15 protein-coding genes are annotated in these 15,211 nt (G+C 72.0%); 10 read left to right on the top strand and 5 right to left on the bottom strand.

The genetic code is table 11. The features are described 5' to 3' along the window. The first annotated feature begins 8 nt into the window (after nt 1–8). Complete coding sequence (locus AA23TX_RS07855; protein WP_155541900.1) at nt 9–461, top strand: hypothetical protein; 453 nt, start codon at nt 9–11, stop codon at nt 459–461. Nucleotides 462–467: 6 nt separating this feature from the next. Here AA23TX_RS07855 and AA23TX_RS07850 read toward each other — a convergent pair whose 3' ends face one another. Next, complete coding sequence (locus AA23TX_RS07850; RefSeq protein WP_155541899.1) at nt 468–1,151, bottom strand: IspD/TarI family cytidylyltransferase; 684 nt, start codon at nt 1,149–1,151, stop codon at nt 468–470. 86 nt (nt 1,152–1,237) lie between these two features. On the opposite strand from AA23TX_RS07850, the gene cobT reads away from it, so the two are divergent. Continuing rightward, nucleotides 1,238–2,314, top strand: a complete 1,077-nt coding sequence (gene cobT / locus AA23TX_RS07845; protein WP_155544316.1) for a nicotinate-nucleotide--dimethylbenzimidazole phosphoribosyltransferase — start codon at nt 1,238–1,240, stop codon at nt 2,312–2,314. Between the two features lie 54 nt (nt 2,315–2,368). Here the strand turns inward: cobT and AA23TX_RS07840 are convergent, their stop codons facing one another. After that, nucleotides 2,369–3,472, bottom strand: coding sequence for a branched-chain amino acid aminotransferase (locus AA23TX_RS07840; protein WP_155541898.1), 1,104 nt, complete (start codon nt 3,470–3,472; stop codon nt 2,369–2,371). A 96-nt stretch (nt 3,473–3,568) separates the two neighbouring features. Here AA23TX_RS07840 and AA23TX_RS07835 point away from each other — a divergent pair, with 96 nt between their 5' ends. Beyond that, complete coding sequence (locus AA23TX_RS07835) at nt 3,569–3,868, top strand: hypothetical protein (RefSeq protein WP_155541897.1); 300 nt, start codon at nt 3,569–3,571, stop codon at nt 3,866–3,868. On the opposite strand, the gene AA23TX_RS07830 is transcribed toward AA23TX_RS07835, so the two are convergent. Beyond that, nucleotides 3,825–4,487, bottom strand: coding sequence for a ribonuclease FAU-1 family protein (locus AA23TX_RS07830; RefSeq protein ID WP_196425217.1), 663 nt, complete (start codon nt 4,485–4,487; stop codon nt 3,825–3,827). The genes AA23TX_RS07835 and AA23TX_RS07830 overlap by 44 nt on opposite strands. Next, the gene (locus tag AA23TX_RS07825) at nt 4,480–5,328 is read right to left on the bottom strand and encodes a hypothetical protein (RefSeq protein ID WP_155541896.1); all 849 of its coding nucleotides are present in this window, start codon (nt 5,326–5,328) and stop codon (nt 4,480–4,482) included. Before AA23TX_RS07825 ends, AA23TX_RS07830 begins: the two co-directional genes overlap by 8 nt. Nucleotides 5,329–5,437: 109 nt before the next feature. On the opposite strand from AA23TX_RS07825, the gene AA23TX_RS07820 reads away from it, so the two are divergent. From AA23TX_RS07820 to AA23TX_RS07800, 5 genes are all read left to right on the top strand, one after another. After that, complete coding sequence (locus AA23TX_RS07820) at nt 5,438–6,937, top strand: leucyl aminopeptidase (RefSeq protein ID WP_155541895.1); 1,500 nt, start codon at nt 5,438–5,440, stop codon at nt 6,935–6,937. A gap of 126 nt (nt 6,938–7,063) precedes the next feature. Next, a complete protein-coding gene (locus AA23TX_RS07815) occupies nt 7,064–9,028 on the top strand; it encodes a TRAP transporter permease (protein ID WP_155541894.1) in 1,965 nt (654 codons plus the stop codon). Further along, the gene (locus AA23TX_RS07810; RefSeq protein WP_155541893.1) at nt 9,025–9,999 is read left to right on the top strand and encodes a TAXI family TRAP transporter solute-binding subunit; all 975 of its coding nucleotides are present in this window, start codon (nt 9,025–9,027) and stop codon (nt 9,997–9,999) included. The genes AA23TX_RS07815 and AA23TX_RS07810 overlap by 4 nt, the downstream gene beginning before the upstream one ends. An 11-nt stretch (nt 10,000–10,010) precedes the next feature. Further along, complete coding sequence (locus AA23TX_RS07805; protein WP_155541892.1) at nt 10,011–10,988, top strand: SMI1/KNR4 family protein; 978 nt, start codon at nt 10,011–10,013, stop codon at nt 10,986–10,988. Between the two features lie 10 nt (nt 10,989–10,998). After that, nucleotides 10,999–11,451: a GNAT family N-acetyltransferase gene (locus tag AA23TX_RS07800; RefSeq protein ID WP_155541891.1), complete on the top strand. Its 453-nt coding sequence runs from the start codon at nt 10,999–11,001 to the stop codon at nt 11,449–11,451. Here AA23TX_RS07800 and AA23TX_RS07795 read toward each other — a convergent pair. Next, nucleotides 11,448–11,792, bottom strand: coding sequence for an oxidoreductase (locus AA23TX_RS07795; protein WP_155541890.1), 345 nt, complete (start codon nt 11,790–11,792; stop codon nt 11,448–11,450). The two genes, AA23TX_RS07800 and AA23TX_RS07795, sit on opposite strands and share 4 nt — an antisense overlap. 182 nt (nt 11,793–11,974) lie before the next feature. Between AA23TX_RS07795 and lpdA the strand changes: the two genes are divergently transcribed. Further along, a complete protein-coding gene (lpdA, locus tag AA23TX_RS07790) occupies nt 11,975–13,348 on the top strand; it encodes a dihydrolipoyl dehydrogenase (protein ID WP_155541889.1) in 1,374 nt (457 codons plus the stop codon). A gap of 56 nt (nt 13,349–13,404) precedes the next feature. Further along, entirely contained in the window at nt 13,405–15,201 is a 1,797-nt protein-coding gene (gene sucB, locus AA23TX_RS07785; RefSeq protein WP_155541888.1) for a 2-oxoglutarate dehydrogenase, E2 component, dihydrolipoamide succinyltransferase, read from the top strand. The last annotated feature ends 10 nt before the right edge of the window (nt 15,202–15,211 follow it).

The following is a 15,211-nucleotide window of genomic DNA, read 5'->3' as shown; positions in this document are numbered from 1 at the left end:
TCGAAAGTGTGTCCCCGCCCACAGCACACAGCGGCTCCAGCGGCCCGGGCCTCGAGGAACTCCTCGAGGAGCTCCGGCGCCGCAAGTGGGTGCTGCACCTGTTCGGCGGCCGCGAGGCCCCGGAGCTCTACGCCGCGGTCCACACGTGGCCGACCTGCGCGGATGTCATCGTCCTCCGGGACGAGCACCGTGCCAGCGCCTACCGCGTGCCGACCTTCCCGGGCACCGACGTGTTCAGCCCGCGGGTGGTCACGTGGCAGTACCACGCCACCCCGGTCTGGACGCTGCGGGCGGTGCTCACCCTGGCGGAGCCCGGCACCCCGGGCGCCCCGCTGCAGGCGCTGCGGCCACAGCCGCAGTGCCACATCCCGCCGGAGCTGCGCCACGACGTGACGGTCCGGCCGACGAGCACCACGGAAACGGAAGGCGACCACGGTGGCGGCCCGCCCGCGTGCGCCTAGCGGCGGTCAGGCCCGGCGGGCGAGCAGCCGCTCCGCGACCACGAGGTCGTGGGGATAGGTGATCTTGAGGTTCTCGGGAGCCCCCGGGACCCAGCGGATCGGCAGGGAGGAGAACCGCTCCATGCACGACGAAGTGTCCGTTCCCAAGAAGCCTTCTCGTTCGGCCTTCTCGTAGGCCTCGAGCAGCGGTCCGGCCCGGAAGCCCTGAGGCGTCTGGACGCGGATCGCGCCGGGCACCTGGGCGACCAGGTGCCCGGCATCCACCTCGACGACGTCGTCCGCGGCCAGGCCCGGCACAGCCCCCCCGTCCTCGCGTGTCCGGGCCAACACCGCACCGACCAGTTCGGGGTGGACCAGCGGCCGGGCCGCGTCGTGCAGCAGCACGGCGTCGACCCGGCCGCCTCTTATGCGCGGGGCGAGGTGGCGCAGGGCGTTGAGCTCGGACGCCTGACGGGTGTCCCCGCCGTGCACGATCTCGACGTCGCCGTCGACGACCTCTTCGGCGAGTTCGCGGTCCTGCGGCCGGATGACCAGCACGACCACGCCGATGCCGGGGACGCGCTTGAAGGCGTCGAGCGACCAGGCGACCACGGGCCGCCCTGCCAGCGGCAGGTAGACCTTGTTCAGCTTCGCGCCGACGCGGGTGCCCGCGCCACTGGCCAGCACCACCGCGGCCGCCGTCGTCTCCACGAGCCGCGAGACTACCGGGGCCGCCCCACCGGTAGGTTGGCCACGGCGTGGTCACAAGCGCTGCCGTGGACGAGAAAGGGCCTGGTGTGGAGCCGGAAGACATCGAGTTCCCCGAGATCACCCCGCCCGACGACCACGCGCGGTCCGATGCGATCGCCCTGCACGACAAGCTGGTCAAGCCGGCCGGGTCACTGGGCAGGCTCGAAGAGCTGGGCGTCTGGATCGCGGCCTGCCAGGGCCAGTCGCCGCCGCGGCCGTTCACCCGGCCGCGCGTCATCGTGTTCGCCGGCGACCACGGCATCGCCGCGAAGGGCGTCTCGGCCTACCCCGCCGAGGTCACCGCCCAGCTGCTGGGCACGATGCTGACCGGCGGCGCCGCGATCAACGTGCTGGCCGCCGCCGCGGGCGCGAGCGTCCGCGTCGTCGACATGGCCGTGGACACCGAAGCTCCCGCCACGCGCTCGATCGGCGAGTTCAAGGTCCGCCGCGGGTCCGGGTCCATCGACGTCGAGGACGCCCTCACCGCCGACGAGGTCAAGGCCGCGATCCGCGCCGGGATCGCGATCGCCGACGCCGAGGTCGACGGCGGCGCGGACCTGCTCATCCCGGGCGACCTCGGGATCGGCAACAGCACGCCCGCGTCGGTCCTGGTGGCGGCGCTGACCGGCACCGAGCCGGTCGCGGTCGTCGGCCGCGGCTCCGGCATCGACGACGACGCGTGGATGCGCAAGGCCACCGCGGTGCGCGACGCGCTGCGCCGGGCCCGGGTGGTCCTGGCCAACCCCGTAGACCTGCTGCGCACCACGGCGGGCGCGGACATCGCGGCCATGGCCGGGTTCCTGGCCCAGGCCGCGGCCCGCCGGACGCCGGTGGTGCTGGACGGGCTCGTCGCGTGCGCCGCGGCGCTCGTCGCCGAGGACCTCGCGCCCGGCGCGCGACGCTGGTGGGTGGCCGGGCAGCGGACCGCCGAACCCGCCCACTCGCTGGCCTTGGAGCACCTGGACCTCGGCCCCCTGCTGGAGCTGGACGTCCGCCTCGGCGAGGGCACCGGCGCGGTGACGGCGTTGCCGCTGCTGATGATGGCCGCCCGCGTCCTCGCCGAAACCGCGACGCACGAGCAGGCCGGCGTCTCCGGCCCGGTCATCCCGGCCACGGCCTCCTGACCCACGGAAAAGGCCCCCGCACCGGTCGGTGCGGGGGCCTTTTCGCGCACTCGATCAGCCGAGCGGGACCATCCAGTGGTCCACGTCGGTGCGGGTGCCCTCCTGGATGCCGGTCAGCTCTTCGCGCAGCTTCATCGTCAGCGCGCCCGGCTGCCCGTCGGCGATGGTGAACTCGCCGCCCGCGTGCTTGACGTGCCCGACGGGCGTGATGACCGCCGCCGTGCCGCAGGCGAACGTCTCGGTCAGCTCACCCGAGGCAGCCGCCTTCTCCCATTCTTCGGTGGAGATGCGGCGCTCCTCGACCTTGTAGCCGAGCCGGGAAGCGAGCTGCAGCAGCGACTTGCGGGTGACGCCGGGCAGCAGCGAGCCGGTCAGCTCGGGCGTGACCACCCGGGCGTTCTCGCCGGAGCCGAAGACGAAGAACAGGTTCATCCCGCCCATCTCCTCGACCCAGCGCCGCTCGACCGCGTCGAGCCACACCACCTGGTCGCAGCCCTTCTCCACGGCCTGCGCCTGCGCCACGAACGAGGCCGCGTAGTTGCCGGCGCACTTCGCCGCGCCGGTGCCGCCGGGCGCCGCGCGCACGTACTCCGTCGACAGCCAGACGCTCACCGGCTTGACGCCACCGGAGAAGTACGAGCCGGCCGGGGACGCGATGACGGTGTACACGTAGTCGGCGGCGGGGCTGTTGACGCCGAGGCCGGTGGACGTCGAGATCATGAACGGGCGCAGGTAGAGGGAATCACCCGGACGGGTGGGCACCCACCGGCTGTCGACCGCGATGAGCTCCCGCAGCGACTCGAGGAAGACCTCGTCGGGCAGCTGCGGCATCGCGAGCCGCTCGGCCGACTGCCGGAACCGGGCGGCGTTGGCGTCCGGGCGGAACGACGCGATCGAGCCGTCCGGCTGGCGGTAGGCCTTGAGGCCCTCGAAGATGGCCTGGCCGTAGTGCAGCACCGACGTCGCCGGGTCGAGGGTGAACGGGGCGTAGGGGCCGACCTGCGCGTCGTGCCAGCCTTCGCTCTTCGACCACTTGACGGTCACCATGTGGTCGGTGAAGTAGAGCCCGAACCCGGGCTTCTCGAGTACCTCCGCGACACGGTCCGCGCTCGCAGGACTCGGGTGCGGGACATGGGCGAACTGTGTCGAGGTCGTCATGGCTACACGATACCGTTTGGTCGGAGGCGCGTTAGTCGGATGTCCCACTGTTCCGGCCTCCCCGCGCCCGAGCCGGGAAGACCCTAGGATGGCACCGTGACCTACCACTCCACGGAGCCGGTGCCCCGGCCCAAGACCGGCGGGGCCGACGTCAAGACGTTCGTCACCGCGGTGCTGCTGACCTTCGGCGTCGGCTTGCTCGGCATGGTCGGCTGGGCGGTGCTCAGCAGCGGCTTCGGCGGCTTCCTCGGCCTCGTCGCGGGCGTCTTCGGCGTCGTGTGGTGGCGGAAGATCCACGGCAAGGCGTTCCCGGCGGTGCTCCCGACGAAGTCGGTCGTGATCCTCGCGGTCGTCAACGCGGTGCTGGCGCTGGTCCTGTTCCTGACCGCGGGCTGAGCTCCGCGGGCAGCTCGGGCATCGGCCAGTCCGGGTCCGGGCGGAAGTCGGTGTCCGTCCCGTCGAACGGGTAGGCGCCGCGCTCGGCCAGCGCGCCGATCCGCTCGCCCTCCGCGCGCAGCCGGTCCAGCTGCTCGTGCGTCAGGCGGCCGGCGTCGATCGCCACCTCGGCCTCGTCCTCGTCGTCCCAGCGCCAGGTGCCGTCCCGCTCGACGACGACGTCGAGCACGCCGTCGATGCGGTCCACCCCGGCCGGGGTCCGGCCGAGCGGGACCTCGAGGTTGACGTACCAGTTGGTGAAGCGGCCGGCGGCGTCGAAGAACCACCACACCGACGACCACTCGTCGTCGGCGATCCGCCGCAGCGTCGACGTGCGGTGCCAGAAGTCCGGCACGGCCACGCGCGGGATGCGGAACCGCTGTTCCAGGGGCGCGTCCGCCATGTGCCGGCCGTCCACGAGCCTGCTGCCGATGATCGGGGTGCCGGCCGGCAGCCAGGCGAGCAGGACGCGGCCGTCGTCGGCGAGCACGCGCAGCGGGTGGACCTGGCCGATCGAGCCGTCGGGGCGGTGGAACCGCTCGACCACGGTCTCCCCCGGCCGCCAGCGTCGATCACTCACCCGACCCACTGTACCGACGCGCGCGCACGCCCAGTAGCAGCTCGATCACGGTCACCAGCCCCGCGACGACGAGCACGGGCAGCACCGGCAGGAAGTACGCGGCCACCGCGGCGACGGCGATCCCCGCGAGGCCCGGCACGCCGGCCCGTTCCCGGACCTCGGTCCCGGCGGCGAGGGCGGGCACCACGGTCGCGACCACGGCGATGACCGTGAGCAGCGGCTGCAGCGACTCCGCGTCGGCGGCGGAAAGCAGGTCGCGCAACGACGTCAGGGAGAGCCCGAGCCGGACCGCGCCGAGCTGGTACAGCGCGGCGAAGGCGGTCAGCACGGCGACCGCACCCAGCAGCAGCACGCGCCACCCCGCACCCTCACGGCCGGTGGGCCGGAGGAACGGCAGCGTCAGCACCGCGGCGACGAGCACAGCGGCGAAGTCCGGGGTCTGCAGCCCGCCCCCGGCCGTCGCCACGGGCGGCACGGCCACGCACACCGCGACCAGGACGAGCCCCGCCACGAGCAGCAGGCCGCCGGTGATCCGTACGACGATCGTCGGGATCTTCAGCCCGGCGAACCCGGCACCGGTCGCCACCACGACGAACCCCGCGGCCGCCAGTTCCCGGTGCGCAGGGACGACGTAAGCGCCGAACGCGATCGCGTAGACGGTCACCTCGGCCAGCCGCGCGACGGCCACCACGACCCGGTCGACCTGGGCGTCCCCCGGTTCCGGGACCCGGGCCGTCACGCCCGCGGCGATCGCCGCGAGCACCAGCCCGGCGAGCACCCACCAGCCCGCGCCCGCCGCTCCGGCCGCCAGCGCCACCAGCAGCCCACCGCCCAGCCGCACGCGGCCCTCCTCGCCCTCTGTTCACCCGTGGTCCGGTCGTCATTAGCATGGCTCACGATCCCGACCGGGCCGGCGCCCGGTACCACCGCGAACGCGCGAGGAGCCAGAAGTGACCGTGCCTAAGCTCGCCCTGTCCGACAACACCGGGGAGGCACTGGCCAAGACGCGCGCCGACGTGATCGTCATCGGCACCCTGGCCGGCGAGGACGGCCCGCTGCTCGCCGCGGGTGCCGCCGCCGTGGACGCCGCCTTCGACGGCCGCCTCGCCGGGTTGCTCGCCACCCTCGGTGCGAGCGGCAAGGCCGAAGAGGTCGTCAAGATCCCGACGCTGGGCAAGCTCCCGGCGGGTGTCGTGCTCGCCGTCGGCCTGGGCAAGGAGGGTGCCGGCGTCACCCCCGAGCAGGTCCGCCGCGCCGCCGGGGCCGCCGGGCGCGCGCTGGCCGGCACCGACCGCGCCTTCGTGACGCTGTCGGAGCTCGACCTGCAGGCCGCCGTCGAGGGCACCGTCCTCGGCTCCTACGTCTTCACCGCCTACCGCTCCGAGAAGGGTGACGCGCCGGTCGCGAAGGTCGACTTCGCGAGCCCGGCGACAGGCACCAGCCGCGAGCACAAGGCGACGCTGAAGGCCGCGACCAGCATCGCCGAGGCCGTGCTGACCGCCCGCGACCTGATCAACACCCCGCCGAACGACCTCTACCCGGCCTCCTTCGCCGACCGCGCGAAGAAGCTGGCCGAGGACAACGGCCTCGAGTTCGAGGTCCTCGACGAGAAGGCCCTCAAGCGCAAGGGCTTCGGCGGCATCCTCGGCGTCGGCGGCGGTTCGGCCCGCCAGCCGCGCCTGGTGCGCATCGCCTACAAGCCGGCCAAGGCCGCCAAGAAGGTCGCGCTGGTCGGCAAGGGCATCACGTTCGACTCGGGCGGCATCTCCCTCAAGCCCGCCGCGAACATGGACCACATGACCTCGGACATGTCCGGCGCGGCCGGCGTCCTCGCGTCCGTCGTGCTGGCGGCGAAGCTGAAGTACCCCCTGGAAGTCGTCGCGCACATCCCGCTGGCGGAGAACCTGCCGTCGGGGACGTCGTACCGCCCGGGTGACGTCCTCACCATGTACGGCGGCAAGACCGTCGAGGTCCTCAACACCGACGCCGAGGGCCGGCTCGTCCTGGCCGACGCGATGGTGCGCGCGGCGGAGGAGAACCCGGACTACCTGATCGAGACCTCGACGCTGACCGGCGCCCAGGTCGTCGCGCTCGGCAACCGCACCGCCGGCGTGATGGGCTCGGACGACTTCCGCGACCGCGTCGCCGGCGTCATGCAGGCCACCGGCGAGAACGGCTGGGCGATGCCGCTGCCGGAGGAGCTGCGCGCCGACCTCGACTCGCGCCTGGCCGACCTGGCCAACGTGACGGGCCACCGCTGGGGCGGCATGCTCGCGGCCGGGATCTTCCTGCGCGAGTTCGTCGCCGACGGCCTCGACTGGGTCCACATCGACATCGCGGGCCCGTCGTTCAACACCGGTTCGCCGTGGGGCTACACCGGCAAGGGCGGCACCGGCGTCCCGGTCCGGACGATCGCCGCGGTCCTGGCGGACATCGCCGCCAACGGCTGATCCCTCCCGCACTCGGTCGTGAGTGAGAAACAGTGTTCTAACCCTGTTTCTCACTCACGACCGGTCTGGGAGCAGATGATCCCTTTGCCGGTTTCGGTGTGATCCACGACACCGTACGGTGACCGGATGACCACTCGGCCGGTCGAAGAGGACACTCCCGCCGCGATCGCCGCCGAGCACGACGAAGAACGGCCGGCGCGCACCCTCTCCCGCGTTCCCGACCGCGTCGTCTACTTCGTCGCGCTCGCCGTCGCGATCCTCGTGCTCAAGCAGGTGTTCTTCCCGTTCGCCAAGGGCAACCAGTTCTACCTCGTGCTGTTCCTCGGCGTGACGCTCCCGCTGGTCTTCCTCTGCTACCGCCCGCGGCTGCGCGGCCGTGACGACCCCGGCTGGACGGACTGGGCGCTCGCGGCGGTCGCCCTCGCCGTCGGCCTCTACCCGGTACTCGTCGGCTACGACGACTTCCTGAACCGCCAGGGCATCCTGTCCCCGCTGGACATCGTCGCCGGCGCGCTGCTGCTCGTGCTGATCCTCGAAGCCACCCGCCGCACGACCGGGCTGGTGCTGCCGATCGTCTGCCTGCTCTTCCTCGCCTACGCCTACTACGGCGGCTTCCTCCCGCAGAGTTGGGGCATCGCGCACGCCGGCATCGACTTCAGCCAGATCGTCAACGCCCTCTACAACGACGCGAGCGGTTTCTACGGCACCCCGCTCGACGTCGCCGCGAGCTACATCGTGCTGTTCACCCTCTACGGCGCCGTGCTCAACGCCTCCGGCGCCGGCCGGTTCTTCGTGGACATCTCCTTCGCCGCCTTCCGGCGGTCCCGGACGGCGCCGGGCCGGACCACCGTCCTGTCGGGCTTCCTGCTCGGCACGGTCTCGGGTTCGGGCACCGCGACGGCCGTCAGCCTCGGCTCGATCACCTGGCCGATCCTCAAGAAAGCCGGGTACCCCAAGGAAAACGCGGGCGGGCTGCTCGCCGCGTCCGGTATCGGCGCGATCCTCTCGCCGCCGACGCTGGGCGCGGCCGCGTTCATCATCGCCGAGTACCTGCAGACGTCCTACCTGACCGTGCTGATCTGGGCGACCGTCCCGACGCTGCTCTACTACCTCGGCATCGTCTTCGCGATGGAGGCCGACGCGCGGCGCTTCGAGGCCGAACCGGTCGACGTCCCGCACGGGAATCCGTGGCAGCTCCTGCGCCAGGGTGGCTACCACTTCCTGTCGCTGGCCATCATCGTCGTGTTCCTGGCCCTGGACATCCCGCCGTTCGCCGCGGTGGTCTACGCCACCGGCGTCGCCGCGCTCTTCGCGCTGATCGCCCGCCGCCACGACGTGCGCGGGTGGGCGAAGGACATGGTCGACGCGCTGTCGGCCGGGGTCCGCGGGGCGCTGCCGGTGATCGCGGTGTGCGCGGCGGCCGGCGTGATCACCTCGACCATCACCAAGACCGGGCTCGGCCTCGAACTCGCCGACGCGCTGGTCGAACTGGCCGGCGCGCTCACCGACAACGGCACGGTCGTCCTGATCCTGACCGTGCTGCTCTCGGCGATCGCCGTCGGCGTGCTCGGGCTCGCGGTGCCGGTCACCGCCAGCTTCATCATCGCGTGGGTGGTGATCGGGCCCGCCCTGGAGACGCTGGGGGTGGCCGACGCCGAGCGCGCGATGTTCATCTTCTACTACGCCGTGCTGTCCGAGGTCACGCCGCCGACCGCGCTCGCCGCCGTCGCCTCGGCGGCCATCACCGGCGGCTCGGTGCTCGGCACCATGTGGCAGTGCTGGAAGTACACGCTGCCGGCCTTCCTGGTGCCGATCGCCTTCGTGCTCACCGACAACGGCGCCGCGTTGCTGCTGCAGTCCGATGTGCTCACCGTGCTGTGGGTGGCGGCGGTGTCGGCGGTGGCCGTCGCGGCGCTGGCGGTGGTGACCGGCGGCTGGCTGTTCGGGCCGGTCAGCCTGCCGGTGCGGCTGTTGTTCGTTCCGGCCGCCCTGTGCCTGCTCTACCTGGAACCGGTGCCGATCGCGGTCGGCGCCGCGTTCGCCGTCGTCGCCGTGCTCGCCCACGCCGTGATCAAGAGGAGGACAGCATGAAACGCGCACTGGCCGCTGCCGCGGTACTCGCTCTGGCCGTGACGGGCTGCGGCGGGAAACAGCAGACGGACTCCCCCGCCCAGGGTGGCGGGCAGTCCTGCGAAGCCGGCGAAGGCCGGATCACCATCGCCACCGGCAACAGCGGCGGCGTCTACTACGTGCTGGGCGGCGGGCTGGCCCAGCTGATCAGCAACACCACCAAGCTGCGCGCGACGGCGGCCGAGACCGGCGCGTCGGTGCAGAACATCCAGCAGCTGGTCGCCGGCAACTACGACGTCGCGTTCTCGCTGGCGGACACCGCGGCGGACGCCGTGCGCGGCAAGGGATCCTTCGACGGCAAGCCGCAGAAGATCCAGGCCCTGTCCCGGATCTACCCGAACTCGACGCAGGTTCTGGTGCGCACCGACGCGGGGATCAACACCATCGCGGACATGAAGGGCAAGCGGATCTCGACGGGCTCGCCGAAGTCCGGCACCGAGGTCATCGCGAACCGCCTGCTGCAGGCGGCGGGCCTCAAGCCGGATACCGACGTCCAGGCGCAGCGGCTCGACCTGGCCAAGACCGCCGACGGCATGAAGTCGGGCACGCTCGACGGGCTCGTCTGGTCCGGCGGGCTGCCGACCGCGCAGATCACCGACATCACGACGGCGTTGAAGGACAAGGTGAAGTTCCTCGACGTCACGCCATCGCTGCCGAAGCTCAAGCAGGTCAACGACGTCTACGACCAGGGCGTCATCCCGGCCTCGACGTACGCGCAGCCGTCGGACGTGCCGACGGTCGTGGTGCCCAACCTCCTGCTGGTGCGCGAAGACTTCCCGGCGGCCAACGCGTGCGCGATCACCAAGCTGCTCTTCGACAAGCAGGCGGAGCTGGCGAAAGTCCACCCGGCGGCGAAGGAGTTCACGAAGCAGCTGGCGACGCGGACCGATCCCGTCCCGCTGCACCCGGGGGCGAAGCAAGCGCTCGGCTAGGGTCGGTTCTCGTGGATGCCGGTGAGTACCTCGAGTCGGCGGTCCGCGACGTCCTGGCCGCGCCGGAGATCCGTCTCGACGACCAGGTCGGGTACGCGGCCCTGCTGCTCGCGGTCACCGGCGCCCTCGATGAGGCCGATCGCCTGGTCGAGCAGTGGCGGGCCCGCACGGAACGCCCGGTGGACGCCCTGGTGGCGGCCCCGGTCCGGGCCCGCGCGTGGGCGATGCTGTTCGAAGCCCGCGGCGGCCGTCCGGGCTGGGCCGAGGGGCTGGCGCCGCTCGACCTCGATGCCGAAGAGCGCGCGCACACGGCTTCGCTGCGCCGTCCGGTCTCGGATTTCGAGGGTGTCCTCCCGCCGGGGCCGATCGCGCAAGTGGTCGAGCACGTCGCGCCTTCGCGGCCGGATCGCGTCCGCGCGGCTCTCGCCGACGGCGACCTCACGCTGTGGGCTTCACTGGCCGGGCAGCGTCCGGACGTGGCGGCGCCGGCCGCGACGCGGGCGCTCGCCCCGGCGCTGGTGGCCGGGGCGGACCCGCTCGGCCTGCGCGAGTGGGCGCCGAGCTGCGCGGGTGCGCTGGTCGCGGCGCTGCACGAGCGGTATCCGCCGGACCTGGGAAGCTGGCCCGAACTGATCGCGGAGATCATGCGCCTGCGTGGTCTCGGCGGAGCGGGACCGCTCCTCCCTCCCCCGGCCTCCGAAGCCGCGATCCGCTCGGCCGGACTGCGGCTGGGCGTCGACCTCCCGCAGGACTTCCGCGACTTCCTCCGCACCTGCGACGGCCTCCCCGGCGACGTCGTCTTCCCGCGGCTGCTGGGCACGGCCGAGCTGCGGGCCGAAAACGGCGTGGTGATCCTCGCCGAACCCGCCGTTCTCCTGCTCTCGGCGTCGCATGTGGTCGAGGTCGATCCGGTGCTCGGCACGACGGTCCACCCGTCCTTCCGCGCGGCACTGGGCCGGCACGCCACCCTGCTCGCCCAGGCAAGCTAGCTTGGTCCCGGTGACCACCCTCACCGCGGAGAAGATCACCCCGGACAACGTCGCCGCCGCGTGCCAGCTGGCCGTCGAACCGCACCAGAAGGTCTTCGTCGCGCCCGTGGCCGTTTCGCTCGCCGAGGCCTACACGCAGCCGGAGATCGCCTGGCCGCGGCTGATCCTCGACGACGGGGAGCCGGTCGCCTTCGTCATGGGCGGCTTCCACCCGGAGGCGGAGTTCGACTTCTTCCGCTGCGGGATCTGGCGGCTCAACGTCGGCGCCGGCGTCCAGGGCCGCGGCCACGGCCGGTTCGCCGTCGAAACCGTCCTCGAAGAGGCCCGCCGCCGTGGGGAAAAGGCCGCGACCGTGCTGTGGATCCCGGCCGAAGGGGGTCCGGAGGGCTTCTACCGCAAGCTGGGCTTCCGCCCCACCGGCCAGACCTTCAACGGCGAGGTCGTCGGCCGGATCGAGCTCTAGACCTGGCCGCGCTTCTTGCGCTCGGTGTACTCGCGCATGCGCTTGGGGTAGCCGACCCGCGCGACCTCGTACACCGGGATCGACCGGCGGTGGCCGAACTGCTGGGCCGCCTCCAGGCTGCCGATCCGGCGGCGGGTCCATTCACCGTCGTGGGCGATCAACACCACAGTGGTCTCGGTGACGTTCGTCTTCGGCTCGACGAAGGCCTCGACACCCCGGCGCGAGGCTGCCCACTCATCGAGGTGATGGGTGTCCTCGGAGCTGGCTTTCCGCAGCGTACCGGCCTTCTGCCCGCCCTTGGCGCGCCTGCGCAGCGAGTCGAACAACCCCACCGCGACCACCTTCCCTCCCGAGACTTTCCTCCCTCATTATCCCGATGTCGGCGTGTGGTCGGTGTCGCACACCCGGCTAGGTCGCAGCCCGGTCCGGCGTAGTGACAAGATGGCGGGTGTCGCGCGCGCGGTTATACCGCGCACAAGCGACGACAGAGCACCACCCCACTGCTTGCCGAGGAGTTATACAAGTGACCGACACCTCCGCCGACCTCGTGATCCTGGGAGGCGGATCGGGCGGCTACGCCGCGGCGTTCCGCGCGGCCGAGCTGGGCCTTTCCGTCACGTTGATCGAGAAGGACAAGCTCGGCGGGACGTGCCTCCACCGGGGCTGCATCCCGACCAAGGCCCTGCTCCACGCCGCCGAGGTCGCCGACGAAACCCGCGACGCCGAAGCGGTCGGCGTCAAGGCCGTCTTCGAGGGCATCGACATCGCCGGGGTCAACAAGTACAAGGACGGGATCGTCTCCCGCCTGTACAAGGGCCTGCAGGGCCTGGCCAAGGCGCACAAGGTGAACCTCGTCGAGGGCAGCGGCACGTTCGTCGGCGGCACGACCGTCGAGGTGGACGGCACCCGCTACACCGGCAAGAACGTCATCCTCGCGACCGGTTCGTACTCCCGCACGCTGCCCGGCCTCGAGCTCGGCGGCCGCGTCATCGCCAGCGAGCAGGCCCTCGCCCTCGACTACGTCCCCAAGAAGGTCGTCGTCCTCGGTGGCGGCGTCATCGGCGTCGAGTTCGCCAGCGTCTGGGCCTCCTTCGGCGTCGACGTCACCATCGTGGAAGCGCTGCCGCGGCTCGTCCCGAACGAGGACGAGTTCGCGTCCAAGCAGCTCGAGCGCGCTTTCCGCCGCCGCAAGATCGCCTTCAAGACCGGCGTGCGGTTCACCGGCGCGAAGCAGGACGACAACGGCGTGAGCGTCTCGCTGGAGTCCGGCGAGACCATCGAGGCCGACCTGCTGCTGGTCGCCGTCGGCCGCGGGCCGAACTCGGCGGGCCACGGCTACGAGGAGGCCGGCGTCAAGATCGAGCGCGGCTTCGTCATCACCGACGAGCGGCTGCGCACCAACCTGCCGAACGTCTACGCCGTCGGCGACATCGTCCCCGGCCTGCAGCTCGCGCACCGCGGCTTCCAGCAGGGCATCTTCGTCGCCGAGGAGATCGCCGGGCAGAGCCCGCGCGTGATCGACGAGAGCGGCATCCCGCGCGTCACCTACTCCCACCCGGAGGTCGCGTCGGTCGGGCTGACCGAGTCGCAGGCGAAGGACAAGTACGGCGCCGACGTCACGACGTTCACCTACGACCTCGGCGGCAACGGCAAGAGCCAGATCCTCAAGACCTCCGGCGGGGTCAAGCTGGTCAAGGCCCCGGACGGCCCGGTCGTCGGGGTCCACATGGTCGGCGACCGCGTCGGCGAGCTGATAGGCGAAGCGCAGCTGATCTACAGCTGGGAGGCTTTCCCCGAAGACGTCGCGCCGCTCATCCACGCGCACCCCACCCAGACCGAGGCCCTCGGTGAAGCGTTCCTTGCCCTGGCCGGCAAGCCGCTGCACGTGCACAGCTGACGTCCCACCAGCAGAATCCAGACCCACGCAGAACTTGGAAGAGGAGTCAGCGAACGATGGCCTACTCCGTCACATTGCCGGAGCTCGGGGAGAGCGTCACCGAAGGCACCGTCACCCGGTGGCTCAAGCAGGAGGGTGACACCGTCGAGGTCGACGAGCCGTTGCTCGAGATCTCGACCGACAAGGTCGACACCGAGGTGCCGTCCCCGGTCGCGGGCACGGTCGTGAAGATCAGCGCCGCCGAGGACGAGACCGTCGAGGTCGGCGCCGAGCTGGCCGTGATCGACGACGGTTCGGGCGGCGCGCCCGAAGCTTCCGCCCCGGCCGAGGAAGAGCCCGCGCAGGAGGAGTCGGCGCCCGAACCGGAGCCGGAGCCCGAACCGCAGGCCCAGGCCCAGGAGAGCGCCCCGAGCAAGCCGGACACCGCGCCGGCCGCCGGTGGTGAAGGCACCGAGGTGAAGCTGCCCGAGCTGGGCGAGAGCGTCACCGAAGGCACCGTCACGCGCTGGCTGAAGCAGGTCGGCGACTCGGTCGAGGTCGACGAGCCGCTGCTCGAGATCTCCACCGACAAGGTCGACACCGAGGTGCCGTCGCCGGTCGCCGGCACGGTGCTGGAGATCCGCGCGGGCGAGGACGAGACCGTCGAGGTCGGCGGCGTCCTGGCCGTGATCGGCGACGCGAACGCGGCGCCGAAGGCGGATTCCCAGCCGGAACCCAAGCCCGAGCCGAAGCCGGAACCCAAGCCGGAGCCGAAGCCCGAGCCGGTCCAGGAGTCCAAGCCCGAGCCCAAGCCGGAACCGAAGCCCGAGCCGCAGGCCGCGCCCGCGGCGAAGGCAGCCGAGTCGGCCCCGGCCGCCGCGGCGAAGGACGGTTCGGCGGACGGCCCGTACGTCACGCCGCTGGTGCGCAAGCTGGCGTCGGAGCACGGCATCGACCTGTCGAGCCTGACCGGCAGCGGTGTCGGCGGCCGGATCCGCAAGCAGGACGTCCTGGCCGCGGCCGAGGAGAAGCAGAAGGCCGCGGCCGCCCCGGCCCCGGCGGCTGCCGCTCCGGCCGCGTCGGCTCCCGCGGCGTCCGCTCCGGCGGCCCCGCGTCCGACGTCGACCGCGGTCTCCGCGGAGGTCCAGGCCCTGCGCGGCACGGTGCAGAAGGCCAGCCGGATCCGCCAGATCACGGCCACCAAGACCCGCGAGTCGCTGCAGATCGCCGCGCAGCTCACGCAGGTCCAGGAAGTGGACGTGACGAAGATCGCCAAGCTGCGCCAGCGCGCGAAGGCGGCCTTCAAGGAGCGCGAGGGCGTCAACCTGACGTTCCTGCCGTTCTTCGCGAAGGCGACGGTCGAGGCACTGAAGCAGCACGCGAACGTCAACGCGTCCTACAACGAGGACACGAAGGAGATCACCTACCACGGCGCCGTGCACCTGGGCATCGCGGTGGACACCGAGCGCGGCCTGCTCTCGGTCGTGATCCACGACGCGGGCGAGCTGAGCCTGGCCGGTCTCGCGCACCGGATCGCCGACCTGGCGGGCCGGGCGCGGGCGAACCAGATCAAGCCCGACGAGCTGTCCGGTGGCACGTTCTCCATCACCAACATCGGCAGCGTCGGCGCCCTGTTCGACACGCCGATCATCGTGCAGCCGCAGTCCGGCATCCTCGGCACCGGCGCGGTCGTCAAGCGCCCGATCGTCGCCACCGACGCCGACGGCAACGACACGATCGCCATCCGCTCGATGGCGTACCTCCCGCTGACGTACGACCACCGCCTGGTGGACGGCGCCGACGCGGGCCGCTTCCTGATGACGATCAAGCAGCGTCTGGAAGAGGGCAACTTCGAGGACGAGCTCGGCCTCTGAGTTCCGGACC

The sequence above is a fragment of the Amycolatopsis camponoti genome, from assembly GCF_902497555.1.
GTDB lineage: Bacteria > Actinomycetota > Actinomycetes > Mycobacteriales > Pseudonocardiaceae > Amycolatopsis > Amycolatopsis camponoti.
This window is presented reverse-complemented; position numbering and strand designations above follow the sequence as displayed.